The following is a 24,151-nucleotide window of genomic DNA, read 5'->3' as shown; positions in this document are numbered from 1 at the left end:
GCTTATAGATTCTATAAGCACATCTGATAACCTAAAACCACAAGGAACATGCTAAAATTAGGGAAAGGAGGGTCAGTATGATTGATGCGGATATTCTCCTGCTGGCTATAGTTAACATGGCAGAGGGTGTAAAAAACCTCATAGGAGAAAAAGGTGCTAAGGCGGTTATGCGCGATGCGGGCAAGCAGGCAGGACCTAAACTCTTAGAAAGTCTAATAGGGCATTTCCCCGAGACACTGCCCAAAGAAGAAGCTCTCAGAAGAGCCTGCATAATCCTTGAAGACCTTGGCTTTTCCAAATCCATAAGGATGGAGGATGGAAAGGTTATAGCAGAAGAGGATATCTTTACCGATGCCATAGTGGGCGAAGACCTTATAAACTCACCAGTGGTCTACTTCTTTGCTGGACTTATAGAAGGCTTTGTTTCCTTTATGAGCGAACAAAAGGCGGTTCTCGTTCCAGAGGAGGTCCAAAGGGGTAAAATAGTATACAGGTATGCATGATAAACGTAGAAAACTTTACTCTTAACCACAAACTCTTTTTCCTTATAAACCACAATAGGCATCCCCTTCTTGACGTTTTTTACAGGCACTTTTACCTTCTTGGAAAGGGTTGGTTTGGGGCTTTTGTGGGGATTGTGCTTTTTGTCCTGCATGACCCCCGCTTTGTGAAATACCTTCTTGCCATGCTATTGCAGGCTCTTGTGGTAAAAGCTCTTAAGTATACAGTTAGGGCAAAAAGACCTTCTGCGGTTCTTGAAAAGGTCTACCTTCTTGAAGGGCTTAGGCTAAAGTCCTTCCCTTCTGGAGACTCAGCCATGTCTATGACTATAGCCTTGTGTCTTTTAAAGGGCTCTCCTCACCTTCTTAAGCCTGTGTTGTTAGCCTATCCTATGCTTATAGGCTATGGTAGGGTCTATATGGGTGCTCATTTTCCCTTGGATGTGGTTGTTGGCTGGGCTATAGGTGTGCTATGTTTCCTTTTAGTCTGCGTTGGGTTTTAATCCTTTCTCTTTTCTTTTCCCTCTTTGGCAGTTGGGTTTTGTCCTTTACCTCCATTGACGAAGGCAGGAACATGGACGCAGTCCAGAATATGCTTAGGAGCAAAGACTTTGTCTCTCCAGTTTATAACTGTGAGTGGAGGTTTGAAAAACCACCCATGCTCTACTGGCTCATATCCCTTAGCTCCTACCTTTTTGGACTTAATGAGTTCTCCGCAAGGCTTATCTCTGGACTTTCCGCAGTGGGTTTAACCCTGATTACTTACCTTATAGCCAGAGACTTTTTCTCAAAGGACATAGCCATAAAGTCCGCATTTGTCCTTATTACCTTTCCTCACCTTTGGCTTGAGTCGAGGGCTGTTGTTCCGGAGATGCTAAACACCTTCTTTGCCCTACTTGGTCTTTATGCTTTTTTGAAGGAGAGGTTTACCCTTGGCTGGCTTGCCTTAGCTTTTGCCTTTCTTACAAAGGGTCCTGTGGGTGTGGTGCTTTCTGTGGGTGCGTATCTTCTTTGGAAGAGAAGGCTTGACTTTATAAAACCCACTGGTCTTTTGCTTTTTATTCTTGTAGGTTTTTCGTGGTATGCCCTTATGCTTTTTCAACATGGCTACGAATACTTTTACAGGTTCTTTATCTACGAAAACATAATGCGATATACAGGACAAAGGTCTACACATCCTGCACCCTTTTATTACTACCTTCTTGTCCTTTTGGTGGCTACCCTCTGGTATATGCCTCTGTATCCAAAGCTAATAAGGCATTTCAAAAGAGAATGGCTCCCTCTCTTGCTCTGGGCTTTCTTCGTTATCCTTTTCTTTAGCCTTGCAAAAAACAAACTACATCACTACATACTCTTTTCCTACCCACCCATAGCCATAATGCTGTCTTATTTGGTAAGTGAGCGGTATCTAAAGGTGGTTCTGGGACTTTCCACTGTCTCAATACTCTTGCTTACCCTTGGCTTGCATCTATATGAGAAGGAAAGGTTCACACCAAAAGCCTACCCTGTAGTAAAAGCCTATAAGGGAGATGTTTACTTCTATAGGGCGGAAGACTCTGCCCTTGTTTTCTATTCAGGCAGGTGCATAAAGAAACTTGAAGAGTCTCATAAGGCGGAGGGACTTGTCATAACAAAGGATAAATACAGCAAAGACTTTGAAAACTGCAAACCCTTAGTCAAAGGTAGAGAGTTTGACGGTCTCTATGTATTGCTTGACTGTGAAAATGGGCTAAAATAGACTACCATGGAGAAGAAATACGGAGAGATAGCCATAGAAGAGGCACAGATTGAGCCTTGGGGAAATCCAACACCAGAGAGAAACTACATGATAGAGATAACCTTTCCTGAGTTTTCTTGTCTTTGTCCTCGCTCGGGGTATCCAGATTATGCAACCATAAAGATAAGGTATATTCCAGATAAATACATTGTGGAGCTTAGGTCCCTAAAGCTCTGGCTTAATAAGTTTAGAAATCGCTACATATCTCATGAGCAAGCAACTAATGAAATATATACCGCACTCTATGAGACCCTAAAGCCTCGTTTCCTTGAGGTGATTGGAGACTTTAACCCAAGGGGTAATGTGCATACAGTCATAAAGGTTAGGAGCGACGAGAATTACGGATAATATCCTTTAGCTTCCTTAGTGCCTTGTAGCCTTCCTCTATTTCGTCAGGGTATACCTTGTAGGGGGAGTATTTGTATCTTTGATATATGGAGAGGATAAACTTAACGTGGTTGTATAGGTCTGTGCCTTTGCAGGCGGATATTATCTCTTCTGGTAGGAGATTTTTTGATACGATGCCTTCCCTTTCAAGGAGTTCCCTTGTCATACGGTATAGGTTCTCGGGAGTTTTTCTAAGTCTCTGGAATAGAAAAAAGGCGAGATAAAGAGCAGTGCCAAAGAGGAAAAGCTGAGATATCTGAAAAGCCCTTGTTCTTAGGTTTTCTAACTTTAACTCCGCCCTTAGACCCTCTCCTATGTTTCTAAAGAGCCTTATCTGCTTTTCTGAAGTGTAGCCCACTATGTTGGAATACCAAAAGCTCACTATGGAGTCTCTTATTAGAGCAAGTGTGGAAATCCTTTCTAAGCTGGGAGACACGTAGGGTGGTGTGGTGTCTACCCTTAGCCATCTTCCTTCCACATAAGCCTCCACCCACACATGAGCCATAGAGTTGGTTACTATATGATATCCACCATACTGATTCCAGAGAGCACCCTTGTATCCTCCCACTACCCTGGCAGGCACGCCCATAAGCCTCAAAAGTAGAGCGGTAGCACTGGCATAGTATTCACAGTTTCCCTTCTTAGATACAAAAACAAAGTAATCAAGGGGGTCTCCTTCATACTTTTCCAACTTCAAAGTGTAGCTATAACCCTTTGAAAAGTGCTGGATAACATTTCTTAGCTTTTCCATATCGGTCTTTGCATTGGCGGATAGCTCCTCTGCGAGCCTTTTGAGGTTTGGACTTATATCTGGCGGTATCCTCATGTAATCTCTTGGGTCCTCTTCAAGATAGAGGCTCTTTGAGGAGCTAACTTTGACCCTTATGGCTCTGTTTATTTCTCTACTTAGGCGAAGGGTGTTCCCTGTAGCCATATAGGCATTGGCGGAAAGCCCTTCCACACCTAAGACCCTATAAGGGTAGTCAAGTGCGGGTATTAGGTTATCAAAGGATGGTTCAATAACAAGAGTGTATACCATGTCTCCACTTCCCGAAGGCATTTGGAAGGTTTCCTCCTTTACTTTAACCCACGTGTTTTTTACGTAGTCTCCAAAAACTACCACCCTCCAGTATGGGTCTTTTATATCTTGAGGAAGTCCATAAACCCTAAAAACAACCGTATTGTCCTCCTGTATTTCTCCCACTTTGCCAAGGCTTACGCTCTCCGCAAGACCAGTTTTTAGTCCACTGCCTCTGGATATGAGGTCAAAAAGAGGAGTTTGTGTTCTTGGAAGAAGAAAGAAAAAGGGAAGGGTAAAAACCGCAACTAAGAGAAAGAGTAGAAGGCTCACCAATATGTAATGCTTATAAATTGAAAGCTCAAGCCTCTTATCTCCCGTAGTCCTGTATAGATTAAGAAACACAAGAGAAGAACCAGCCAAAAGACTATGCAGGATAAAAAGGAAAAGAAAGCTAAGGCTAAGATTGTATGCGGTAGATATGGACACCGCAAACAGGCTCAAAAGCAGTATCTGATAAAGGTCTCTGGGTTTTTTCTCCTCAAGGCTCTTTATAGAAAGAAGTAAAAGAACTATATGAGAAAAGGGCTTGAGAAGGTCTTCAAGGCTGAGAAAGGACAGAAAATACAGGGTCAAGGCAACGCCAAAAAGGTTTAGAAATAGCCTCCTTACTGGATAGGTAGCCTTTATGTCCATAGGCACACCCACAAAGTAGAGGGCTAAAAAGCCAAGAAAATATACCGCATCCGCCACATTCCACAAGGACAGTATACCCACAAGGGAAGTAAGACGCACAAGGGTTATGGTTGTTAGGCGAGAGCTACTTAGATATTTTTCTAACATACTCCCTGACCTCTTCCTTGTATCTTGGATGTGCGTATATTCTGTAAAGTCTTATATCTTCCAAGGAGGCTACAATAGGAGATACTTCTCGCAGGCTAAGTAGCTCGTTTCCATTCCATATGGGTATGTCTTCATCCAGCACCCTTTTGCTTGCTCGGTCAAACCTCAAAAGGTCTTCCTCGTATTTTTCCAAAAGTCTTTTCTTCACAAACTCAAAGTGCTCCTCTGATGAAGTAGAAAAAACCTGTCTATAGTGTTCTCTTGCAAACACTCTCCTTACCTTTTCCTCGCGATATCTATCTAACATAAGGTGGATTATATGAGAGTCTGTCTTTCTATAAAAGTCCTTTTGGCTAAGAAGTCCTCTCTCCAAAAAGTCCTGAATTACCTCTTCCAAATGGATGTTTAAGATACGCACCACCTTGTGAAAATAGACCTGAGAATACATAAAATACCTTCCAAGAATAAAACTTTCCAAAGCTCTGAGTGCACTTATATGGACGCACTTTTTACCCTCTATAAAAAGCATATTCTCCAAAAGCCTACGGTAGTCAAAAAAGCCATAGGAAGTCCCACAAAAATAGGCATCTCTCCTAAGATAGTCCATCCTGTCTGCACCGAATTCTCCCGTGATTATCTTCGGCAAGCTATTACTCTTTCTAAAGGCAAGCTCCACTATAAGCCCAATATCCTCAAGAGCGTATCCACAGTTTTTTAGTATGTCCGCTATTCCCTCTTCAAAGAGGACCCGTTCTCCTATGGATTCGTGGCTCTTGTCTCCGAGAAGCACCTCTGTGGTGTGAGAAAAGGGTGTGTGTCCAATGTCATGCAAAAGACCTGCCAACCTCAGTATTCTGTAGAGCTTCTCATCTTTAAGCCCAAGGCTATTGTAAATTCTTCCTGCGAGCTCCATAGTTCCCAAGGAGTGCTCAAACCTGCTGTGCTGTGCAGATGGGAATACCATATAGGCTATACCCAACTGACTTATGAACCTGAGCCTTTGAAAAGGGAAGCTATCTATTATCCTTATCTCGCAGTCGTAAGTTTTTATCAGCTCGTGTATAGGGTCTGAAAACTCTTTGAACATAAAGCCCCCTCAAAGAAATACTTATCTTTATCTCTGCGGAACATTTTATCTATCATATCCTTAAACTTGCTAAACATTCTCCTAAGCCAGCTTCCCTTTTTTCTCCTTTGGTTTATGAATTCTATTTTTAGAGGGCTTATACTTTTTCCCACTTCCACCCTTCTGAGAAGGTTCTCAAGGTCTTTTTTAAGTTTAAAAATGTTAAACCCATAGTATACATCTCCAAGATTTTGAGCTTCCTGAAGAGCGTCTCTTATTTCTTTTATAGACACACTTCTCTGACCCAAGTAGAGAGTTGCAAGTCTATAAAGTAGCTGGAAATATCCTCTTTCTCTTGGATATCTTTCCACACAAATTTCACAATAACTCTTAAGCTCCTCATAAAGACCCTCGTTAAACATCATGGTTGATATAACCACCGCATCTTGTGCGGTTAGGTGTTTTCTGTATACCATGGTTCTGCTAAGTATGTTCCATAGCCTTAGAGCCTTTTGGCTAATACTTTCAAAGATGCCAAGATATTCACTTCTTATGGTTATAAGGTATATGCCACCCTCCTCTACTCTGTATATATCTTTACCCGAGTAGATATTCCCATATAGGTCTGATATGACGAAGAGGTTCATCTCCACAAGCACATCTTTCCAGTAGTTCCTTGCGTTTCTGAAGTTTCTATAGGCACAGGACAGAAACTTCTCAAGCTCCACATATGGATTCCCTTCCCTTCTCACAAGTTGTGAATAGCACATAAGGTAAAAGACCATTTCCTTTTTGGAGGGGTCATCTAAGACTTCAAGCACAAGATTGTTAAGTGGGTCTCTTTCCTTTATGTCAAGCATACATATAATATAAGCCCAAAGTGACAGAAGTTTTATGATATTATGGTGAATGGAGAGCTAAAAGCCCTAAACATGAGTAGGACTGGAAAATACCTCGAGCTTGTCAAGTTTGAGCATACTATTTTTGCCCTACCCTTTGCTCTTGCAAGCGTAATTCTTTTGTATGAGCAGATGCCTTCCTTCTGGAGGCTTTTTTGGGTTCTTCTTGCCTTTATTAGTGCAAGAACCGTAGGTATGGCACTTAATAGGCTTATAGACCTTCCAATAGACAGGCTAAACCCAAGAACGAGCCAGTGGGTTCACGCAAGGGGTGAGGTCTCAGAAGAGAGCATAAAAAGGCTTATTCTTTTCTCTGGTGGGATTTTTATCTTTTCTACCCTTATGATAAACATATACGCCTTCTTGCTTTCTCCCATAGTGCTTTTTCTTCTTTGGTTTTACCCATACGCCAAAAGAATAACCTATTATCCTCACTTAGTTCTTGGCGCAGTTTATTTTCTCATACCCTTGGCTATAGATGTATCCTTCAATGAGCGTATATCCTTTAATGCCATAATTCTTGGCATTGCCATGGCTTTTTGGGTTGCTGGCTTTGATATTTTGTATGCCCTTCAGGACTATGAATTTGACAAAAGACAAGGTCTAAAGTCCATTCCGGTGAAGTTTGGCATAGAGGGTGCTCTTTTGATTGCGAGGTTTTTTCACACTATAACCTTTTTTGCACTCTTAGGCTTGTTTTTGAGAATTGAATTTCTTGGTATTTTGTATCTTCTTGGTCTTTTTGGCATTGGGCTATTTCTCTACTACGAGCATAGTCTAATAAAGCCACACGACCTTTCAAAAATAAACAAAGCCTTCTTTACGGTAAATGGATATGTAAGCGTGGTTTTCCTTGTAGTTGTCCTTTTAGACAGACTAATTTAAGTTGCCTGCTCTATAACTTCCTTTGGTATATCAAAGTTGGCTATAACTTCCTTCACATCGTCTAGGTCTTCAAGGGCATCAAGTAATTTAAAAATCTTCTTTGCTGTCTCTGAGTCCTGCACCTGGACAAGAGTGTTAGGCTTATAGGCTATCTCCGCTCTTTCTATCTGCAGTCCACTTGATTCAAGGGCTTCTTTCACTGCGTAGAGGTCTTCAGGCTTTGTATATAGGGTATAGGCAACCTCTCCCACTTCCACATCCTCCGCACCCGCTTCTATAGCTCTTTCGTATATTTCGTCCTCGCTTATGCCTTCCTTTGGCACTTCAATTATACCCACCCTGTCAAAGAGAAAGGAAACACACCCAGAAGACCCAAGATTTCCACCATGTTTTGAAAGCACGTGCCTTACCTCTGAAGTGGTTCTGTTTCTATTATCTGTATAGGTAAGTATCATAAGAGCCACACCCCCAGGGGCATAGCCTTCGTAGAGCACCTCCTCGTAGTTTTCACCCCCAAGCTCGCCAGTTCCCTTTTTTATTGCCCTTTCTATGGTCTCTGTGGGCATATTGACCTTTCTGGCGTTTTCTATGGCTGTTCTCAGTCTTGGGTTTGTATCTGGGTTTGGTCCGCCTTCCCTTACTGCAACGGTTATCTCTCGTATTATCTTCGTAAATATCTTGCCTCTTTGTGCGTCAATCTTTGCCTTTTTGTGCTTTATCTGAGCCCAATGACTGTGTCCTGCCATGGTAGATATATTATAGCACCCCGCATAGCGGGGCAGAGGTTTATTTGTTTATTGGAGAATCTGGAGAGAGAAGATAATGAACAAAGTCTGCTATCTGTTCTGGACTCAACAGACCATGAAAACCATATCTTGGCATACTGGAGCAAGGAACATAAGCCCATGCATTGTATATCTTCTCGTAGGTGTACTTAATCATTTCTGGCGTTATTTGTCTTAGCCTTCCGTAGTGCGTGAGAGGTGGTCCAAAGTTACCGCCTACCACTTCCGTTTTTTCAAGCATATGGCAGGCTTGACAATTTCCAAAGGCTCTTATATCCGCAGGGTCTGTTTGCAACTTCCCAGCTCTGAAACCTCTTCCAGATTTTGCAAGAGGTGCAACCCTTCTCCAATCTCCCTTTTCCATAATTACCATCCAGTCTCCGTTAAAATAGCTCGGATATTTTATAGTTGAGCGCTCTAACTCCATAATGTTTTTCCATACCTTTTCGGGAGGATTGTCTTTATATTTGCTACACATCTGCTGTGAATAATCTTGCGAAAGCCCGAGATTTACCCCAGGGTAACCAGGAACAGGTCCGAAGGATTCTCTGATATACCTCTCCACTACAAGCTCAAAGTCTTCTCCTTTTGTAGGTTCCTTTTTCACCTTTTCTTTGGCTTCAAGGATAAAAGGTATACACAGTAGAGCTCCAAAACTTGCCAGAAACCAAACCTTTTTCATATTCCTACCTCCTTTATCTTGATACATTTGGAGCTTCTATGGGCTTGCCTCTCATCATGTTATATACATACAAGGTCAGGGCATCTGATATTAGAGAACCCGGCAGAAGGGTTGGCAGTCTCATCTGCCAGAAGCAGTCCGCCCAGCGATGATGGAAAAATTGTGTGGCTTCCGAGGCTGCTCTGAATATTGGGTATATATTAGCATCCTGTTGCTTTGCCCTAGGATAGGGGTCAGCATAGTTTGAAGTCTGTTGCAATCTTATCCTTTTTCCATCCCCTGCGTGGCAGACCGCACAAGAAAAGTCAAGAGCTCCCCATCTTTTGTAAAAGATCGCCTCCGCAACCTTGAGTGCTTCTTTTTCCTTTGGATGACTTACAGAGGGTTCTATTTTCATACCTCTTGACTCAGAAACTATGTAAAAGGATATCTTATCTATATCTGAAGGTGGTCTTGAACCGGGACCCTGCCAGTTTTTGGTCATCTCTGATGCAACTTCTTGCATAGTTTTTCCAGTGCTTTTGGCTATGCAGTAATAAATCCTCGTTTCTAAACTCATAACCCTGTCCGCATCTGGGAAGTATCTCGGTAACCTTGCTGCCACACCCTTAACAACACCAGGACCAGCACCAAAATCGCACTTGTCAAGTCCATATTTTTTAAAAAGCTCTTTACCTTCCTCTATATACTGTTCTATCAATAAACCAAAGGCTTCCCTTAGCATCCTTCTTTGCTCTTGCACGTGCTTTACTGGGTCTTGGTCCTCCGCAAAGCTAAAGCCAAGCAAACACAAAGTCAACAAAACTTTCCCTCTCATATTACACCTCCTTAAGAAACTCTTATCTCCGCAGTTCTCTCCCACTTTCCACCCTTATTGTCCTCATAAACTATCTTCACAACACCACTTTCCTCTGCCCTTAGAGTAAAAGCCATAAAGGGATTTGCACTCACACCAGCACCCATGCTCACAGTGCTTACAGGCTTATCGTTAAAGAAAAGCTCAAGTTTGGTCAGACTATAAGCAGGCACCTCCTGCCCTGTCTGTGGGTCTTTCCTTGGTGGTGTCATGGGATGGGTTATAACCATCTGCACCCTTACAACCTCTCCCTTCTTTGCTTCTCTTGGCACACGAAGTATGCCCGTCCCTACTGCCATATTGCACCTCCTGTATAGAATTTTGGTATTGAAAGCCTATGGAATTATCCGCATCCGCCAGCGGTAACCTTGACCTCCCTTGTTGCCATCACATAAGAACCGTCCTTTAGCTTGAGAATTGCCCTCACATTGGAGGTTTCTCCCATCTTTATCCTTGTGGAGAAAAAGACCTGCCCGTTCATAGGAGTAAAGGACACATCCGCTATCCAAGGCACAGGGTTTTTGTCAACGAATATCCAGAGCCTTTCCACTCTGTCCACGGGTATGGTGGACTCCACAGTGATTGGCACATTGGCACCAGATTCTGCTATGGTAGGAGCTGTGAGTTTGATGTCTTCCACTTCTTTGATTTGAGACAGCTGAACTCCAAGCCTTTTTTGCACCTCTTCTTCAAGTTTTGTGGCACCAAAGGCTGGCTGAAGTGCTGGGGCAAGGGTTAAACCTACGACTGCAAATGCGGACAGTGCAAAAAATCTTCTCCTGTCCATGTTTTTATACCTCCTTGGGGGAATAATAATATCAAGAGCCTAACTTATAATCAATCAAAAGTTTGTATACAATCATAACTTGATTTTATAAAGCTATATGACTATATAAACGCATTCTAACTTTCTTATTAAGGATTGCATATGCAAGAAGTCCAATTTGTGCTATAATATTAGAACGCTATAAAAAGCAGGAGGTAGAAAATGGACTTGGAACAAAGGATAAAGGAGATAATTGCAGACCAGCTTGGCGTTGAAGTGGAAAAGTTAAACCCAGAAGCGAAGTTTGTGGAAGACCTGGGTGCGGACTCTTTGGACGTGGTTGAGCTTGTAATGGCTTTTGAAGAAGAGTTTGGCATTGAAATACCTGACGAAGACGCAGAGAAAATAAGAACAGTAGGCGATGTTATAGACTATCTCAAGGAGAGAGTAAAGGGCTGATGCGTCGTGTGGTGGTGACCGGTCTGGGAGCGGTGACTCCCATAGGGACTGGAGTGCAAAAGTTTTGGGCAAATCTCATAGCAGGTGTTAGTGGAGTAGACATAATAAAAGGGTTTGACCCTGTTGAGGTTGGGCTTACTGTCCATATTGCGGGAGAGGTAAAGGACTTTGAAGCAGAGAGGTATTTTGACAAAAAGGAAGCTCAAAAGGTCTCAGACTTTATCAAGTTTGCGGTTGCAGCCTCTGAGGAAGCAATAAAGGACAGCGGTCTTTTAGAAAGTAAATACGACCCCTACAGGGTAGGAGTTATAATAGGCACGGGCATAGGTGGGCTAAGGGACATAGAAGAACAGCAGAAGGTCCTTATGGAAAAGGGTCCCAGAAGGGTCTCTCCCTTCTTTATACCCTACGGTATTTCCAATATGGCAAGCGGGCTTGTTGCCATAAGGTTTGGTTTTAAGGGTCCAAACTACTGCGTGGTATCTGCCTGTGCCACTGGAAACCACGCCATAGGCGATGCCATGAGGCTCATACAGAAGGGAGACATTGATGTGGCTATTGCAGGTGGATGCGAAAGTGCCATAACTCCTCTTGGTGTTGCGGGCTTTGCGGTTATGAGGGCACTATCCACAAGAAACCATGAACCACAAAAGGCTTCAAGACCCTTTGATGCGGATAGAGATGGCTTTGTGATGGGAGAGGGTGCTGGCATCCTGGTTTTGGAAGAATACGAGCATGCCAAAGCAAGGGGTGCAAAGATATACGCAGAGCTTGTGGGCTATGGTGCCACAGATGATGCCTACCACATAACTGCTCCCTGTGCGGATGGTGAGGGTGCATATATGTGTATGAAGCTTGCTTTGGAAGATGCAGGCATAAGACCAGAAGAAGTGGACTACATAAACGCTCATGGAACATCTACGCCTCTAAACGATAAGTCTGAAACCCTTGCAATAAAGAGGCTCTTTGGAGAGCATGCCTATAAGCTCAAGATAAGCTCCAACAAATCCATGATAGGGCATCTTTTGGGTGCGGCAGGTGCAGTAGAAGCGGTAGCAACAGTGAAAACTATAGAAACGGGTATAATACCTCCTACCATAAACCTTGAGAACCCAGACCCCGAGTGCGACCTTGACTACGTGCCAAACAAGGCAATAAATTATCCTGTTAGGTATGCCTTGTCCAACTCCTTCGGCTTTGGTGGAACAAATGCCTGCCTTGTCTTCAAAAAGCCTTGAAGAGCTTCAGCAGAGGCTCGGCTATAGCTTCAATAACTCAGAACTCCTCATACAAGCCCTCACCCACAAATCCTACGCAGGGGAGCATGGTCTAAAAAGCTATGAGACCCTTGAGTTTCTTGGAGACTCCCTTATAAACTTCTTCGTGGTGGACATCCTGCTTTCTGAGTTTACCTCCGCTTCTGAGGGTGAGCTTGCCATGATGAAATCCTACTTTGTAAGCGAAGACTACCTGCATGAGCTGGCAGAGGAGCTTTCCCTTGATATGTATATACTCTACGGCGGAAGAAGAAAAAACAGCTATGTGAGCTCTTCCCTTATGGCAGATACCTTTGAAGCTCTGTGGGCTGCAGTGTATCTGGACTGTGGAAGGTCTGCGGATTTTGTGAAGGAACTCTTTGGCAAGCTATACAGAGAGAGGCTTGTGTCCGCAGTCAAAAACAAGGACTATAAAAGAGACTACAAAACTCTCCTCCAAGAAGAGACTCAGAAAAGATGGAAGGAAAGACCCATCTACCGTGTGGTGAGCGTGGAAGGTCCACATCACAACAGGGTTTTTGAGGTGGAATGCAATATAAGGGAGTTTAGGGCTACCGCAAAGGGTAGAAGCAAAAAGTCCGCACAACAACTTGCTGCTAAAAAAGTCCTTGAGCTTATCCTATCTTCTGAAAGCTAAGGTCGTTTAGCCTTTTGTTAAACTCAATACTCTGCTTTAGAACCTCTTCATAAACTCTAAAAGGTGTAAGTATGGCAGACATCCTTGGGCTCTCCTCTGCAATAAGCAGGATTTCCTCAAGTATAGCGATTATAAGCTCCAGCTTGGAGTTTATAGAGTTTAAGACATTAAGCCTTTCTATCTCCCTGCCCAACTCCTTTGGCAATGTGGAAAGGAAGGTTATGTCAAAGTTGAAAACCTCATATATGTCGTGTATATGCTCTATAACTTCCGATATTTTGGCTAAAAGGTCTGCCTCAATTTTGAGGACTACTTCCTTGTATATCTTGTATTCTTCCTCAGAGAGACAAGCCTCCGCAAGAATACTTATCTCCTCCACATCAGCTTTTATCTCTTTGAGAATGCCCTCCAACATCTGTATGTTGAGCCTTATTAGTCTGTCCTGCACCATCAGTGTGCTTAGAAGTCCTACCTTTTCCATCTATGTCCTCCACGTAAATTATTCCCTTAGTCCTTAACTCTTCTCTAAAGTCTTCTATTAAAATATAGCCCTGTTTGGTTAAGATTTCTTTAACCTTTGAGTTTATCCTTTCACCGTGCTTGTCAAGGTCAAAAAGAAGCACTACCTTTTCAAAACCCTCAAGAAGGTCTGGAAGGTCTGTAAGCCTTTTGCCCTCAAGGGTGAAGATGTTTTTTACTCCAAACTTTTGTAAGGCTTGCCTGTCCCTTTTGCCTTCCACGAGGACTGCAGAGTTCTGAGACACTTCCCTTAGTTTTTTCAACCAGCCCTCAAGCATGTTATAATTTTAAAAGCTCCATGGAAATCATCAGCGTTCCCATAGAAGAAGAGGTTAAGCAGTCCTACATAGACTATGCCATGTCCGTTATTGTGGGCAGGGCTATCCCTGATGTGAGGGATGGTCTAAAGCCTGTCCAAAGAAGAATACTTTACGCTATGCACGATATGGGTCTATACCCAGAAAAGGCTTTTGTCAAAAGTGCCAGGATTGTGGGTGCGGTGCTTGGATATTATCATCCTCACGGAGACCAAGCGGTATACGAAGCTCTTGTGCGTATGGCACAGGACTTTAACATGAACTACCCGTTGGTGATAGGTCAAGGGAACTTTGGCTCTGTGGATGGAGACCCTCCCGCCGCTATGAGGTATACGGAGGCAAAGCTCTCCAAATTTGCGGTCAAACTTCTTGAGGACATAGACAAAAACACGGTGGACTTTGTGCCAAACTTTGACGGCTCTACCTTTGAGCCGTCGGTCCTACCTGCTAAGTTTCCAAATCTCCTTTGCAATGGCACAAGCGGTATAGCGGTAGGTCTTGCCACTTCTATCCCTCCACACAACCTAAGAGAAGTCTGTCAAGCTCTTATTGAACTTGCAAAGAACCCAGACCTGACCACAGAAGAGATTATGAAATACATAAAGGGTCCAGACTTTCCCACTGGAGCAATAGTGGAGAACTACTCGGAGCTTATAGAGTTTTATGAGAAGGGCAGGGGTCAAGTGCGTATAAGGGCAAAGGCTCATGTGGAAAGGCTTCAAGGGGGAAGGGAACAGATAGTGATAACCGAGATTCCCTATCAGGTAAACAAGGCAGACCTCATAAAGCGTATGGCAGACCTTGCAAGGGAAGGCAAGCTAAAGGAAATATCTGATATAAGGGATGAATCTGATAAGGAAGGCATAAGGATAGTGGTGGAGCTAAAGCGTGAGGCAAAGGGGGAAAAGGTCTTAGAAAAGCTATACAAGTATACCGCTCTAAGGAAGAACTTCCCTCTAAACTTCGTGGTTTTGGTAAGGGGTGAGCCAAAGCTCCTTGGCATAAAGGCACTGCTTCAAGAGTTTATAGCTCATAGGCTGGAAGTTATCCTAAGAAGGTCTAACTTTTACCTGCAAAAGGCAAAGGAAAGGCTTCATATAGTGGAAGGCTTGCTCATAGCCCTTAAAAACCTTGACAGTGTAATACAGGACATAAGAAGCTCCGCAGACACGCAAGAAGCCAGAGAAAAGCTCACTAAAAAATACGGTCTATCACAGGCACAGGCAAACGCAGTGCTTGATATGAGGCTTCAGAGGCTCACATCCCTTGAAAGGAGTAAACTGGAAGAAGAAGAAAGGGACCTTAGGCAAAAGATAGAATACTACACGAAGCTTGTGGAAAGTGAAGAAGAGAGAGTAAGGGTCTTTATTGAGGAAATGCAGGAACTTTCCAAGTCCTTTAGCACTCCAAGGAAAACCCTTGTGGAGGGCGTTCAAAGCTTAGAAGAGGGTAGCCTCACAGTTATGATCTATGCTAAAGGCAGGGTTGTGCCTCTTGAGGAGATGGAAGAGGGCGAAGAGGTGGTAAACATTTTGGAAGTGCCTTTTACCGATGGGCTTTTTATGGTCTCTGATAGAGGAAGGGTCTATTGGATAGCAGGCTCTCAAGCCTTAAGGGGAAGTCTTTTGTCTTTAAAGGAGACTGAGGAAAGGATAGTGGGAGCTTTTGTGCGTTCTGGCGTGGAAGGAAGGGTGCTTCTTGCCACAGAAAGGGGCTATGTGAAGAAAATACCTCTTGTGGATTTTGAATACAAGTCTCAGGGAATGCAGATAATAAGGTTTTCCGAGGAAGATGACAGGGTTGTTAAAGTGGTGCAAGCACCAGAGGAGGGGGACATTCTCCTCTTTACGCACAGAGGCAGGCTTTTGAGATTTCCAGTAGGTGAAGTTCCTCCTGCCAGTGCAGGCTCAAAGGGTGTCCAAGGTATAAAACTTGAAAAAGAGGACAGGGTGGTAGGCATAAGGGCATTGAGGGATGCGGAGCATCTTTTGGTAATAACAGAGGACGGAGGTATAAAAAAGGTATCTCTCCAGGAAATTCCACAGAGAGGCAGATATACCAAGGGTGTGGAAGTCCTCGGCTCTGCGCGGGAGAGGCTTGTGGATGTTATACCTATAAAGGGCTCTGTAGACCTGATGTTAGTGAGTTCTGAGGGTAAGGTTTTCTATGACAGAATTGAAGAAAAGGACTTGCCTCTTAGTAGGCTTGACCAGAGGGCAAAGAAAAGGTGGGAGCTTGGGGAAGATAGGGTTGTGAGAGTGGTGGTAAAGGGGTAATCTTCATGAAGCATAGGAAAAGGCAGAAGAAAAACAAATATACATCTAACACTGAAACATTTAGGGCTATAGAGATAAACCATAAGGATAACTTAGGCAAGCAACAAAACGTAAATACAAGATATACAGAACTTCTAAATCGGTTAGCGGGTAGCGTAAGCATGGGAGGCGATGCGGTTAAGGAGGAGTGGGGTCTTTATACCTAAAGGAAGATTAATAAAAAGGGTTTATAATAAACAACATGGTTATAAGAGGTAGAGTGTGGAAGTTTGGAGACAATGTGGACACAGACCAGATAATACCCGCCAGATACTTAAACACCTCTGACCCTTACGAACTTGCCCAGCATGTAATGGAGGACTCGGAGCATCCAGAGTTTGCAAAGGAGCACAAGGAAGGGGATATAATAGTGGCGGGTAGAAACTTTGGCTCTGGCTCTTCCAGAGAGCATGCACCCATAGCCATAAAGTATGCTGGAGTGCCTGTGGTTATAGCCAAATCCTTTGCAAGGATATTCTTCCGTAATGCCATAAACATAGGTCTTCCTATAGTGGAAGCACCACAGGCAGTGGATGAGATAAAAGAGGGCGATGAGATAGAGGTAGACTTGGAAAAGGGCATTATAAAGAATCTGACGACCGGTAAAGAGTATACCGCCACCAAGTTTCCAGATACTTTGATGGCTATCCTAAAAGCTGGTGGTCTGATGGAGTATGCTAAGGAAAAGTTGAAAGCCAATGGATAGGGAAAGACTAAAAGCTCTAATAAGGGAAAGGTCTCTCAAGGTTGCGGACGAGCCTATATTCAAACTTTCTTCTGGAAAGCTAAGCAAGTATTACATAGACCTAAAGCAGATAACCTTTGACCCAGAAAGTGTGTATATTTTGGGTAAGGTTTTATATCAGGCTATAAAAGACCTAAAGCCTCAGGGTGTGGGAGGTCTAACCCTTGGTGCGGACCCTATAGCCTATGCGGTAAGCATGGTCTCATACCTTGAGGGAGATACTATAAAACCCTTTGTGGTCCGAAAGGAACCAAAGGCTCACGGCACTGGAAAGCAGGTGGAAGGACTATTAAGGGCAGGAGACAGGGTTGTGGTCTTAGAGGATGTGATAACCACAGGAAGCTCTGCTCTCAAGGCAGTCCAAGCCTGCAAAAGGGAGGGCTATGAGGTGCTTTGTGTCTATGCGGTGGTTGACAGAGAAGAGGGTGGCAGGGAAAACTTGCAAAGGGAAGGTCTTGAAGTATACGCTCTTTTTAGAGTGTCTGAGCTTTTGTAAGGATGGAAAAGGACCTAAAGGAGCTATACAGAGAAGATTTTCCTCTCTGGGCTGAGATAAACTACCAACTTCTCAAGGAAGGAAGATATCAAGAAGTTGATTGGGAAAATCTATATACAGAGTTGGAAAAGCTCATCCAAAGAGAGGTGGACGAGGTAGCAAGCTATTTATCTTTACTCTTAGAAAAGCTATACATATGGGAAAACTACAAGGAGCTTATAAAAGAGCCAAAAAGACATAGGATAGAGATATATCACCTTAGAGACAGGATTGAGTTGGAGTTAGAGCTTTCGCCAAGCATGAGACAGAGGCTTGAAAGGGAGCTTTATAGGGCTTGGAACTACGCAAGGGTTAGGATAAAACTTTGGCTTGAGAGCTTGGATAAAAAGTCAGAAGCTATAAGTTTTTTCTACACCTTTATAGATTGTCCCTATGACCTAACAGAAGCCCTTACGGGTAAAATAGAAGAAATATGAATATACTTTTCGTATCCTCTCTCCTACTTCTTGGCACTTTTCTTGGTAGCCTGCTTGCTGTCCTGCTTAAAAAGCCCTTTTTAAGCGTTGGTGTGAGCCTTTCTTTTACAGGTGGTGTTATGCTCGTTGCCAGCTTTACAAGTCTTATCCTGCCGGGGCTTGAGTTGGGTAGCTTTTTTGAGGTTGCCTTTGGTATTGTTTTAGGCTTTGTGCTTATGGCTTTGGTGGAAAGCCTTGTGCCTCACGAGCACACCATAAAGGGTATGGAAGGCGTCTCTCCTCAAAGACTAAGCAGGCTATACTTGATAGTGTTTGCGGTAATTATTCACAACATACCCGAAGGCTTAAGTGTAGGTATAGCATCCGCCTACTCAGGAGAGAAAGGTTTTCAAACTGCTATAGCCATAGCCCTCCAAGATATTCCAGAAGGCTTTGTGGTGAGCTTACCTCTTATGGTAATCACAAGCAAGGTTCTCATGCCCTTGTGGGTTGGCTTTCTTAGTGGTCTTCTTGAAGCCCTCTTTTCTCTGATAGGCTATGCCTTTTTTGAGGTCTTCAAAAACCTTTTGGCGGTAGGTCTTGGCTTTGGTGGTGGTGCTATGGTATACATTACCGCAAAAGAGGTCTTCCCAGAAGCCTACGCAGAAGGCAAACATACCCAGTCCACCATAGCCTTTCTTTTAGGTCTCTTGCTTATGCTCTTTCTTGACACCTCACTTTAGAGCATCTTGCACAAGCACAGGTATTAGGTGCACGTTATGGCATCTGTAGCAAAACTGTCCTACCTCCGAAAGATGTCTGAAGACATTATCTCTGTTTATCTGAGGAGCCTTGAGAGCCTTCTGGAGATTATCAAGTGCGGTAAGGTATTCCCTTCCTGCGAGAGACTCTATAGAAGCCTTTGAGGTATGACACTTGGTGCACATGGTATTGAGCTGTTTTGCCCTCTCTACAAAGTTATCACCATGCTCCCTTGCCTTAGCCATATCGCCCTGAACTAAAAACACCCTAAGAGACTTCATAGAGTCCGTTAACTTTTTCATATAGTCCTTTGTTTTTAGATTCTGAAGCTCTACAGGGTCTTCGAGGGTTATGTTATCGTATCTGGGAAAGTGATAGTAGAGCTTTACCACTGCTTGATTGTCCTGATGGCACTTGCTACAGGTTTGTCCAAGCTCTCTTGATGCCTTTATTACCGCATCCACATTCTTTGACTGGACCGCCTTTACAAGATTGTCCGCCAGTGCTGGCTTATAGTAGTCCTTCCACTCTGGCACCATCCTTGCAGATTCTTCATAAGCCTTTTTTAACTGGTTAGCCCACTCAAGAGCTTTATCCCACCTGCCTTCGTTTATGTTTAGGTTAATTCCGTGAAAGGCTACGCTCATGGCATGCATATTGGACAGATATTCCATCCTTTGAGACTGAGGAGGGTAGTATTTTTCAAGGGACTTGGGCGGTCTTTTCATGGTTATCTGCTGTGAGAAAGAAATTCCAACAAGCAAAGCAAAGGCAAGATACAGTCTTTTCATAGCTCCACCTCCTGGGTTTATGCATAATTTTAGTAGAGCTGGGACGAATTTCAACCTTATAGGTTTATGCTTATTCCCTTAAAATTCTATACATGCATGTTTTACTGGTAGGTCTTGGCAATATGGGAAACAAATACTTTTGGAAGTTAGAGGAGCTTGGTGAGAAACTGGTTCTGTGCGATATAGACCCAAACAAGGAAAAAAAGCCTTACCCTTTTTATTGTCATTTTGGAGATATTAAAGAAGAGCTCAAGGCGGTTATAGTAGCAGTAGACCCAAAGGAGCATGTAGGTATAGCCCAAGAATTTTTAAAAAAAGGAACACCTCTTCTTCTTGAAAAGCCTCCCGCATTAAGCTCTAAGGAGTTTGACAGGATAAAAGACTACCCAAACCTGTATATCTCAGAGGTGGAAAGCTATTCGGTGTGTGTGGATTTTTTGCAAAGACCAAAAAAATTCATAAAGATAGAGAGGTTTGGAAGAGCAAAAGGCTACATTTCGCCCCTTTGGGACCTCGCTTGGCATGACCTGTATCTCCTTCAGAGAATTTCCAAAAACATAGTTCTTAGAGACCTTAGAATAGAAAAAAACATATGGACTCTTGAAGGCTACATAGATGAAGTGCCCTTTAGCCTAAGCGTTGCATGGGAGCATCCAGAGCCAAGAAGAGTGTGGAATATAGATGACAGGCTTATGCTGGACTTTGGCAACGAAAGAGTATACGAAGACCAAAAGGTGGTCAAAGAAGAAAAAAGAGACAAGCTAAAACTTATGCTACAGGACTTTTTAAGAGGCACATACGACCCACAGAGCCTAGAGAGAGCATACATAAACCTAAGAATTCTTGAGAGCCTCTCTTAGTCGTATTTTTCCTTCTTTATCTGGTTCTTATCCACTCCAAGCTCAAGGAGCATGCTTGCTATGTCTTCCACAAAGGCTGGTGGTCCACAAAGGTAGTAGAGATTTGTAGGAATATCCTCCACCTCTTTTAGTATCATCTCCACATTTATCCTTCCCGTGTATCCCTTCCAATCTGGTGGATGAGAGCGTGTAAGGGTGTGGACTACCTTTATGTTTGAGTGCTTGTCCATTCTCTCTAACTCTTCTCTGTAGATTATCTCCTCATAGTGGGTGTTTGAATATAAAAGCGTAGCCTTCACGTGTTCTAACTTGGCGGAGACTATGTATCTTAGTATGCACATAAGAGGCACGATGCCACTTCCTGCACCTATAAGCACAAGGCTTGTGCCCATCTGAGGAAGCCACACAAACTTTCCATAGGGACCCTTTAGGAGAAACTCCTCTCCTTCCTTTACCTTCTCTGTGAGATAGGTAGAGGCTCTGCCTTCTGGCACTTTCTTTATGGTTAGCTCAAGGGTTTCTTTTTGAGTGGGTGGGCTTGCAATAGAGTAGGCTCTTTTTAACACCTGCCCCTCGTAAGGGACATTCACCATCATATACTGCCCGGGGTAAAAGTCAAAGTCCACATGGCTTATGTCAAAGACCAATGTTTTTGTGCTTGGCGTTTCTTGGATAACTTTTATTACCTTTGCCTTAAACTCCTTTACAGGCTTTTTCTCAAGCTCCATCAGACCCTCCTCAAAGCTGGGAAGAGTATAACTTCCCTTATGGAGTCCACATCTGCCAAGACCATCACAAGTCTGTCTATACCTATACCCTCTCCTGCGGTTGGTGGCATGCCATACTCAAGGGCGGTTATAAAGTCCTCATCCATCTGCATAGCTTCTTCGTCTCCCATCTCCTTTTCCCTTAACTGCTGTAAAAATCTCTCCCTTTGCTCAAAGGGGTCGTTTAGCTCCGTGTAGGCGTTGGCAAGCTCCTTTCCTGCTACAAAAAGCTCAAACCTCTCCACGAGGTCTGGGTCTTCTCTGTGGCTTTTGGCAAGGGGCGAAAGTATCTTTGGAAAGTCCAAGACAAAGCAAGGACCCCAAAGCTCATCTTCTACAAGCAGGTCAAAAGCCTTATCTATGAGTTTGGCATGAGTTAAAGTTTCTGCCTTTGGCACTCCTATTTCCTTTGCAAACCTTCTCAGACCTTCTAAATCCCTCAAGAAAAAGTCCTTGTTCTTGCCTGTTTTTTCCTCTAAAAGCTCAAAGTATCTATACCTTTTGTATGGTGGTGTAAAGTCAAGCTCTCTACCTCCATAAGTTAGCTTTAGACTACCCACCGTTGAAAGTAGAACATGCGATAAAAGCCTTTCTGTAAAGTCCATAAGGTCCTTATAGTCCCAATAGGCGGTATAAAACTCCACCATGGTAAACTCTGGATTATGCGTGGTATCTACGCCTTCGTTGCGGAAGTTTTTACCAAGCTCATAGACCCTGTTAAAGCCCCCCACGATTAGCCTTTTGAGATAAAGCTCTGGTGCTATTCTAAGGTATAGGTTCTGCTCAAGGTAGTTGTGATAGGTTATAAAGGGTTTTGCATTAGCTCCAGAGGCTATGTGTTGTAGTATGGGAGTTTCCACCTCAAGAAAGCCCTCTTTGTCTAAAAAGTTTCTAAGCTCTTTGATGACCTTGCTCCTAAGTAGGAAAATCCTCCTTGCTTCTTCGTTAGCTATTAGGTCAAGGTATCTTTGACGGTATCTTACTTCCACATCCTTTATGCCGTGCCACTTTTCTGGCATAGGGTGTAAACTTTTTGAGAGTATCTGAAAGCTCTCTACCTCTACCGTTAGCTCTCCCGTGTTTGTCCTAAAGAGCTTGCCCCTTACACCCAATATGTCTCCAGTATCCACAAGCTCTTCAAACTCCTTAAAGGATTCCTCTCCCACTATGTCCTTTTTGAGGTATATCTGTATTCTACCTGTAGCATCTTGCAAATGTCCAAAGATAGCCTTACCCATGCTCCTAAGGGTTATAAGCCTCCCTGCAATAGATACCTCTTCAAAGTTAGGGTCAAGGTCATACAGAGGCTTTATGTCTTCTATTTCAAGAACTTGCCCCTCCGATAGGACCGCATCATAAAGGCAAAGCTTCCCCTCATACCTGCCAAGTTTTCCCATAAGGACGTATTCCTGCCCAACCTTTAGTTCTTGTTGTGTTATGGCGAGCATCTCCACGCCTTTGGAGCTTGCAAGTCTTAAAAGATAGCCCTCTTCTATTTTTGAAGACCTCTTTACCGTTCCCCTTAAAAGAACTTCTCTGTTTTCTGTAGATTTTTCATATTTGTTCCTTATATCACCTATCCGCGTGCTTATCTCAAACCTATAAGGATAAGCCTGTCCTCCTTTTGCTAACTCCTTTAGCTTTTCAAGTCTTGAGCTTTCCATAGGAAAAGGATTATAACACTTTTGGACTATAATCTACTTTGTCTAATATTTTTAGCCCTTGCCTTAAGATTATTGAAGGACAACAGCTCAATAATCATGATTTATATCATGAAAATTCTCCAGATGACTGAAGTTTCTACCTTTTCTGCAAGTATATTGGACAAAGCAACTATAATCACCCAAGTTGCAAGTTATTATAAAGTTAGACACTATAGCTTGATAGTTCCTCATAAGCCTACTTCCCTAAATAAACTGTCTATAGTGCTTTCCTGTCAATTACAACTCTACTCAAAAGCCTATCTTGTCTCAAAACCTCTAAAACATCCCCAGAGTTTATTAACTTCTCTATCAAGGCATTTAAATATTCCCTGTCTCTTATGCCCTTTACCTTTACTTCCACACCTTCAGGAACTCGTCCAAGCTTGCCCCTTATAAGGGTCAACACTGTATCTTGCAATGCTTTTAAAAGCCCTTCCTCAAGCCCGATTTGTTTTCCCTCCTCAAGTCCAATTTACTTACCTTCTTCAAGTCCAATCTGTTTGCCCTTTTCAATACCAATAATCTCACCCTCTTTTTTACCCTCTTCAAGCCCAAGCCTATATAAGATAAGATGTCCTTTCTCAGCTTCCTCTTTGGCAATCTTATATCCTTACGAGTTTTTGAATTAGGTTATGAAATTTTCAGTTCAGTAGCCAAAACCTGCATAAAATCCTCAGAAGCAGAAACCAACTTTTTGGCTAAAGACCTCAGAAACTCCACATCTCTTATTTCTCTTATCCTATTTGCTATCTCCTCAGGCACATAGCCAAGCTTACCCTCAATTATAGCTATAACCATCTCCTGTGCAGACTTTAAAAGACCCTTTTCAATGCCAATAATCTCACCCTCTTTTTTACCCTCTTCAAGCCCAAGCCTATACAAAATATCCTTTCTCAACTTTCTCTTTGACAGTTTTATATCCTCAGGTCTAACCACTATAGGCATAGGCTTTACCTCCTCTGTTAACCTTATCCTTAAGTTAGGTCTTAGTTCTGTCAATGTCAAGGCTTTCAATAGATAGTCTTTTCTTTCCTCTTCGTTCATGCTTTCCATTGTCTTTATGAGTTTCTCTATCAAATATCTTTCATCCTCTACTTTGCACAAACATGCCATTATCCTATCTACAGGGTCTTGGCTCTCAAGTAGTATCTTGCAGTCTATTTGCCTTATGTCAAGTATTTCATACTTAAAGACTAAGTTCTTAATCTTGAGAGAGGACTTCATCCTGAGCTTTTCATTTCCCACATACACCACAAGCTGTTTTATGTTGTGTGTTTTGTATTTTTCTGCTATGGCGGTATAGTAGCGGAGCATTCTCCAAGGCATGTTTGTATCGTTAAAGGATTGGAACTCCATATGTAGGATGCTTTCATCTTCAAGTCTTGCCAAGAAGTCCACTCTTAGCTCTGTGGATGGTAGAGATGTTGGCAATAGCTCTTTGATAGGGGCTGGAGAGAGGATTTTACTAAGCCTATGGGGGACTTCCTCAAAGATGTCTTTGAGAGTTATATCTTTTGAGGGCACAGAGAGATTATATCATCAAACAACTTTCTCCTCTTATCCCTTATGGTGGGTTCAAAGCCA

30 protein-coding genes are annotated in these 24,151 nt (G+C 43.0%); 15 read left to right on the top strand and 15 right to left on the bottom strand.

Annotated features, from left to right (window positions below; all coding sequences use genetic code 11):
* The first annotated feature begins 77 nt into the window (after positions 1-77).
* Genes IAE16_RS05395 through queF form a run of 4 tightly spaced genes read left to right on the top strand, consistent with a single transcriptional unit; the run spans position 78 to position 2,625 of the window.
* Positions 78-503, top strand: coding sequence for a hypothetical protein (locus tag IAE16_RS05395; protein WP_323699719.1), 426 nt, complete (start codon positions 78-80; stop codon positions 501-503).
* On the top strand, positions 500-1,003 hold the full coding sequence (locus IAE16_RS05390) for a phosphatase PAP2 family protein (RefSeq protein WP_323699718.1): 504 nt from the start codon (positions 500-502) through the stop codon (positions 1,001-1,003). The genes IAE16_RS05395 and IAE16_RS05390 overlap by 4 nt, the downstream gene beginning before the upstream one ends.
* Positions 973-2,238 (top strand): ArnT family glycosyltransferase, encoded by a 1,266-nt coding sequence (locus IAE16_RS05385; RefSeq protein ID WP_323699716.1) that lies wholly within the window; start codon positions 973-975, stop codon positions 2,236-2,238. The genes IAE16_RS05390 and IAE16_RS05385 overlap by 31 nt, the downstream gene beginning before the upstream one ends.
* A 6-nt stretch (positions 2,239-2,244) precedes the next feature.
* Positions 2,245-2,625, top strand: coding sequence for a preQ(1) synthase (gene queF, locus IAE16_RS05380; protein WP_323699715.1), 381 nt, complete (start codon positions 2,245-2,247; stop codon positions 2,623-2,625).
* Here the strand turns inward: queF and IAE16_RS05375 are convergent.
* The 3 genes from IAE16_RS05375 to IAE16_RS05365 are packed head-to-tail and all read right to left on the bottom strand — an operon-like array spanning position 2,600 to position 6,451.
* Complete coding sequence (locus IAE16_RS05375; RefSeq protein ID WP_323699713.1) at positions 2,600-4,525, bottom strand: transglutaminase TgpA family protein; 1,926 nt, start codon at positions 4,523-4,525, stop codon at positions 2,600-2,602. The genes queF and IAE16_RS05375 overlap by 26 nt on opposite strands.
* The gene (locus tag IAE16_RS05370; protein WP_323699712.1) at positions 4,503-5,612 is read right to left on the bottom strand and encodes an HD domain-containing protein; all 1,110 of its coding nucleotides are present in this window, start codon (positions 5,610-5,612) and stop codon (positions 4,503-4,505) included. The genes IAE16_RS05375 and IAE16_RS05370 overlap by 23 nt, the downstream gene beginning before the upstream one ends.
* Complete coding sequence (locus tag IAE16_RS05365) at positions 5,576-6,451, bottom strand: hypothetical protein (RefSeq protein ID WP_323699710.1); 876 nt, start codon at positions 6,449-6,451, stop codon at positions 5,576-5,578. Before IAE16_RS05365 ends, IAE16_RS05370 begins: the two co-directional genes overlap by 37 nt.
* A 42-nt stretch (positions 6,452-6,493) precedes the next feature.
* Here IAE16_RS05365 and IAE16_RS05360 point away from each other — a divergent pair, with 42 nt between their 5' ends.
* A complete protein-coding gene (locus IAE16_RS05360) occupies positions 6,494-7,375 on the top strand; it encodes a UbiA-like polyprenyltransferase (RefSeq protein ID WP_323699709.1) in 882 nt (293 codons plus the stop codon).
* On the opposite strand, the gene IAE16_RS05355 is transcribed toward IAE16_RS05360, so the two are convergent.
* From IAE16_RS05355 to soxY, 5 genes are read right to left on the bottom strand one after another with little or no spacing between them, the layout of a single operon-like run.
* A complete protein-coding gene (locus IAE16_RS05355) occupies positions 7,372-8,121 on the bottom strand; it encodes a YebC/PmpR family DNA-binding transcriptional regulator (protein WP_323699707.1) in 750 nt (249 codons plus the stop codon). The two genes, IAE16_RS05360 and IAE16_RS05355, sit on opposite strands and share 4 nt — an antisense overlap.
* A 40-nt stretch (positions 8,122-8,161) precedes the next feature.
* On the bottom strand, positions 8,162-8,842 hold the full coding sequence (gene soxX, locus IAE16_RS05350; protein WP_323699706.1) for a sulfur oxidation c-type cytochrome SoxX: 681 nt from the start codon (positions 8,840-8,842) through the stop codon (positions 8,162-8,164).
* Between the two features lie 13 nt (positions 8,843-8,855).
* Positions 8,856-9,659 (bottom strand): sulfur oxidation c-type cytochrome SoxA, encoded by an 804-nt coding sequence (soxA, locus tag IAE16_RS05345; RefSeq protein ID WP_323699705.1) that lies wholly within the window; start codon positions 9,657-9,659, stop codon positions 8,856-8,858.
* A gap of 11 nt (positions 9,660-9,670) precedes the next feature.
* Complete coding sequence (soxZ, locus tag IAE16_RS05340; RefSeq protein WP_323699704.1) at positions 9,671-9,997, bottom strand: thiosulfate oxidation carrier complex protein SoxZ; 327 nt, start codon at positions 9,995-9,997, stop codon at positions 9,671-9,673.
* A gap of 44 nt (positions 9,998-10,041) precedes the next feature.
* The gene (gene soxY / locus IAE16_RS05335; RefSeq protein ID WP_323699703.1) at positions 10,042-10,485 is read right to left on the bottom strand and encodes a thiosulfate oxidation carrier protein SoxY; all 444 of its coding nucleotides are present in this window, start codon (positions 10,483-10,485) and stop codon (positions 10,042-10,044) included.
* Positions 10,486-10,686: 201 nt separating this feature from the next.
* On the opposite strand from soxY, the gene acpP reads away from it, so the two are divergent.
* Genes acpP through rnc form a run of 3 tightly spaced genes read left to right on the top strand, consistent with a single transcriptional unit; the run spans position 10,687 to position 12,837 of the window.
* Positions 10,687-10,923: an acyl carrier protein gene (gene acpP, locus IAE16_RS05330; protein WP_323699701.1), complete on the top strand. Its 237-nt coding sequence runs from the start codon at positions 10,687-10,689 to the stop codon at positions 10,921-10,923.
* Positions 10,923-12,161 (top strand): beta-ketoacyl-ACP synthase II, encoded by a 1,239-nt coding sequence (gene fabF / locus IAE16_RS05325; RefSeq protein WP_323699700.1) that lies wholly within the window; start codon positions 10,923-10,925, stop codon positions 12,159-12,161. Before acpP ends, fabF begins: the two co-directional genes overlap by 1 nt.
* Entirely contained in the window at positions 12,133-12,837 is a 705-nt protein-coding gene (gene rnc, locus IAE16_RS05320) for a ribonuclease III (protein WP_323699699.1), read from the top strand. The genes fabF and rnc overlap by 29 nt, the downstream gene beginning before the upstream one ends.
* Here the strand turns inward: rnc and IAE16_RS05315 are convergent.
* On the bottom strand, positions 12,815-13,318 hold the full coding sequence (locus IAE16_RS05315; RefSeq protein ID WP_323699698.1) for a hypothetical protein: 504 nt from the start codon (positions 13,316-13,318) through the stop codon (positions 12,815-12,817). The genes rnc and IAE16_RS05315 overlap by 23 nt on opposite strands.
* Positions 13,218-13,634: a toprim domain-containing protein gene (locus IAE16_RS05310; protein WP_323699697.1), complete on the bottom strand. Its 417-nt coding sequence runs from the start codon at positions 13,632-13,634 to the stop codon at positions 13,218-13,220. Before IAE16_RS05310 ends, IAE16_RS05315 begins: the two co-directional genes overlap by 101 nt.
* A 20-nt stretch (positions 13,635-13,654) precedes the next feature.
* On the opposite strand from IAE16_RS05310, the gene IAE16_RS05305 reads away from it, so the two are divergent.
* From IAE16_RS05305 to IAE16_RS05280, 6 genes are read left to right on the top strand one after another with little or no spacing between them, the layout of a single operon-like run.
* A complete protein-coding gene (locus tag IAE16_RS05305; protein ID WP_323699696.1) occupies positions 13,655-15,949 on the top strand; it encodes a DNA gyrase/topoisomerase IV subunit A in 2,295 nt (764 codons plus the stop codon).
* Between the two features lie 5 nt (positions 15,950-15,954).
* Complete coding sequence (locus tag IAE16_RS05300) at positions 15,955-16,155, top strand: hypothetical protein (RefSeq protein ID WP_323699695.1); 201 nt, start codon at positions 15,955-15,957, stop codon at positions 16,153-16,155.
* Between the two features lie 35 nt (positions 16,156-16,190).
* Entirely contained in the window at positions 16,191-16,694 is a 504-nt protein-coding gene (gene leuD / locus IAE16_RS05295; RefSeq protein WP_173833817.1) for a 3-isopropylmalate dehydratase small subunit, read from the top strand.
* On the top strand, positions 16,687-17,229 hold the full coding sequence (gene pyrE / locus IAE16_RS05290; RefSeq protein WP_323699694.1) for an orotate phosphoribosyltransferase: 543 nt from the start codon (positions 16,687-16,689) through the stop codon (positions 17,227-17,229). The genes leuD and pyrE overlap by 8 nt, the downstream gene beginning before the upstream one ends.
* 2 nt (positions 17,230-17,231) lie before the next feature.
* Positions 17,232-17,705, top strand: coding sequence for a DUF29 family protein (locus IAE16_RS05285; protein WP_323699693.1), 474 nt, complete (start codon positions 17,232-17,234; stop codon positions 17,703-17,705).
* Complete coding sequence (locus IAE16_RS05280; protein WP_323699692.1) at positions 17,702-18,427, top strand: ZIP family metal transporter; 726 nt, start codon at positions 17,702-17,704, stop codon at positions 18,425-18,427. Before IAE16_RS05285 ends, IAE16_RS05280 begins: the two co-directional genes overlap by 4 nt.
* Here the strand turns inward: IAE16_RS05280 and IAE16_RS05275 are convergent.
* Positions 18,419-19,237, bottom strand: coding sequence for a hypothetical protein (locus IAE16_RS05275; protein ID WP_323699691.1), 819 nt, complete (start codon positions 19,235-19,237; stop codon positions 18,419-18,421). The genes IAE16_RS05280 and IAE16_RS05275 overlap by 9 nt on opposite strands.
* A gap of 92 nt (positions 19,238-19,329) precedes the next feature.
* Here IAE16_RS05275 and IAE16_RS05270 point away from each other — a divergent pair, with 92 nt between their 5' ends.
* On the top strand, positions 19,330-20,097 hold the full coding sequence (locus IAE16_RS05270; RefSeq protein ID WP_323699690.1) for a Gfo/Idh/MocA family oxidoreductase: 768 nt from the start codon (positions 19,330-19,332) through the stop codon (positions 20,095-20,097).
* On the opposite strand, the gene IAE16_RS05265 is transcribed toward IAE16_RS05270, so the two are convergent.
* From IAE16_RS05265 to IAE16_RS05250, 4 genes are all read right to left on the bottom strand, one after another.
* Entirely contained in the window at positions 20,094-20,825 is a 732-nt protein-coding gene (locus IAE16_RS05265; protein WP_323699688.1) for a ferredoxin reductase, read from the bottom strand. The genes IAE16_RS05270 and IAE16_RS05265 overlap by 4 nt on opposite strands.
* The gene (gene lysS / locus IAE16_RS05260) at positions 20,825-22,528 is read right to left on the bottom strand and encodes a lysine--tRNA ligase (protein WP_323699686.1); all 1,704 of its coding nucleotides are present in this window, start codon (positions 22,526-22,528) and stop codon (positions 20,825-20,827) included. Before lysS ends, IAE16_RS05265 begins: the two co-directional genes overlap by 1 nt.
* Before the next feature lie 256 nt (positions 22,529-22,784).
* On the bottom strand, positions 22,785-22,985 hold the full coding sequence (locus IAE16_RS05255; protein ID WP_323699684.1) for a hypothetical protein: 201 nt from the start codon (positions 22,983-22,985) through the stop codon (positions 22,785-22,787).
* Positions 22,986-23,197: 212 nt separating this feature from the next.
* Entirely contained in the window at positions 23,198-24,091 is an 894-nt protein-coding gene (locus IAE16_RS05250; protein ID WP_323699683.1) for an RpnC/YadD family protein, read from the bottom strand.
* Positions 24,092-24,151: the final 60 nt, after the last annotated feature.

Origin of the sequence: Hydrogenobacter sp. T-2, from assembly GCF_033971325.1 — a bacterium.
Taxonomy (GTDB): domain Bacteria; phylum Aquificota; class Aquificia; order Aquificales; family Aquificaceae; genus Pampinifervens; species Pampinifervens diazotrophicum.
The sequence above is the reverse complement of the archived record's forward strand: the minus strand, read 5'-3'. Positions and strand labels throughout refer to the sequence as shown.

Bases quoted from the DNA above. Each gene is read 5' to 3' on its own strand.
- soxA (WP_323699705.1), bottom strand. From the start codon at position 9,659: ATGAGAGGGAAAGTTTTGTTGACTTTGTGTTTGCTTGGCTTTAGCTTT.
- IAE16_RS05395 (WP_323699719.1), top strand. From the start codon at position 78: ATGATTGATGCGGATATTCTCCTGCTGGCTATAGTTAACATGGCAGAG.
- queF (WP_323699715.1), top strand. From the start codon at position 2,245: ATGGAGAAGAAATACGGAGAGATAGCCATAGAAGAGGCACAGATTGAG.
- pyrE (WP_323699694.1), top strand. From the start codon at position 16,687: ATGGATAGGGAAAGACTAAAAGCTCTAATAAGGGAAAGGTCTCTCAAG.
- soxY (WP_323699703.1), bottom strand. From the start codon at position 10,485: ATGGACAGGAGAAGATTTTTTGCACTGTCCGCATTTGCAGTCGTAGGT.
- IAE16_RS05285 (WP_323699693.1), top strand. From the start codon at position 17,232: ATGGAAAAGGACCTAAAGGAGCTATACAGAGAAGATTTTCCTCTCTGG.
- IAE16_RS05375 (WP_323699713.1), bottom strand. From the start codon at position 4,525: ATGTTAGAAAAATATCTAAGTAGCTCTCGCCTAACAACCATAACCCTT.
- IAE16_RS05355 (WP_323699707.1), bottom strand. From the start codon at position 8,121: ATGGCAGGACACAGTCATTGGGCTCAGATAAAGCACAAAAAGGCAAAG.
- IAE16_RS05310 (WP_323699697.1), bottom strand. From the start codon at position 13,634: ATGCTTGAGGGCTGGTTGAAAAAACTAAGGGAAGTGTCTCAGAACTCT.
- IAE16_RS05270 (WP_323699690.1), top strand. From the start codon at position 19,330: ATGCATGTTTTACTGGTAGGTCTTGGCAATATGGGAAACAAATACTTT.
- IAE16_RS05315 (WP_323699698.1), bottom strand. From the start codon at position 13,318: ATGGAAAAGGTAGGACTTCTAAGCACACTGATGGTGCAGGACAGACTA.
- rnc (WP_323699699.1), top strand. From the start codon at position 12,133: ATGCCTGCCTTGTCTTCAAAAAGCCTTGAAGAGCTTCAGCAGAGGCTC.
- IAE16_RS05360 (WP_323699709.1), top strand. From the start codon at position 6,494: ATGGTGAATGGAGAGCTAAAAGCCCTAAACATGAGTAGGACTGGAAAA.
- IAE16_RS05305 (WP_323699696.1), top strand. From the start codon at position 13,655: ATGGAAATCATCAGCGTTCCCATAGAAGAAGAGGTTAAGCAGTCCTAC.
- IAE16_RS05280 (WP_323699692.1), top strand. From the start codon at position 17,702: ATGAATATACTTTTCGTATCCTCTCTCCTACTTCTTGGCACTTTTCTT.
- IAE16_RS05385 (WP_323699716.1), top strand. From the start codon at position 973: ATGTTTCCTTTTAGTCTGCGTTGGGTTTTAATCCTTTCTCTTTTCTTT.
- IAE16_RS05370 (WP_323699712.1), bottom strand. From the start codon at position 5,612: ATGTTCAAAGAGTTTTCAGACCCTATACACGAGCTGATAAAAACTTAC.
- IAE16_RS05275 (WP_323699691.1), bottom strand. From the start codon at position 19,237: ATGAAAAGACTGTATCTTGCCTTTGCTTTGCTTGTTGGAATTTCTTTC.
- soxZ (WP_323699704.1), bottom strand. From the start codon at position 9,997: ATGGCAGTAGGGACGGGCATACTTCGTGTGCCAAGAGAAGCAAAGAAG.
- leuD (WP_173833817.1), top strand. From the start codon at position 16,191: ATGGTTATAAGAGGTAGAGTGTGGAAGTTTGGAGACAATGTGGACACA.
- IAE16_RS05365 (WP_323699710.1), bottom strand. From the start codon at position 6,451: ATGCTTGACATAAAGGAAAGAGACCCACTTAACAATCTTGTGCTTGAA.
- IAE16_RS05300 (WP_323699695.1), top strand. From the start codon at position 15,955: ATGAAGCATAGGAAAAGGCAGAAGAAAAACAAATATACATCTAACACT.
- soxX (WP_323699706.1), bottom strand. From the start codon at position 8,842: ATGAAAAAGGTTTGGTTTCTGGCAAGTTTTGGAGCTCTACTGTGTATA.
- IAE16_RS05390 (WP_323699718.1), top strand. From the start codon at position 500: ATGATAAACGTAGAAAACTTTACTCTTAACCACAAACTCTTTTTCCTT.
- IAE16_RS05265 (WP_323699688.1), bottom strand. From the start codon at position 20,825: ATGGAGCTTGAGAAAAAGCCTGTAAAGGAGTTTAAGGCAAAGGTAATA.
- fabF (WP_323699700.1), top strand. From the start codon at position 10,923: ATGCGTCGTGTGGTGGTGACCGGTCTGGGAGCGGTGACTCCCATAGGG.
- acpP (WP_323699701.1), top strand. From the start codon at position 10,687: ATGGACTTGGAACAAAGGATAAAGGAGATAATTGCAGACCAGCTTGGC.
- lysS (WP_323699686.1), bottom strand. From the start codon at position 22,528: ATGGAAAGCTCAAGACTTGAAAAGCTAAAGGAGTTAGCAAAAGGAGGA.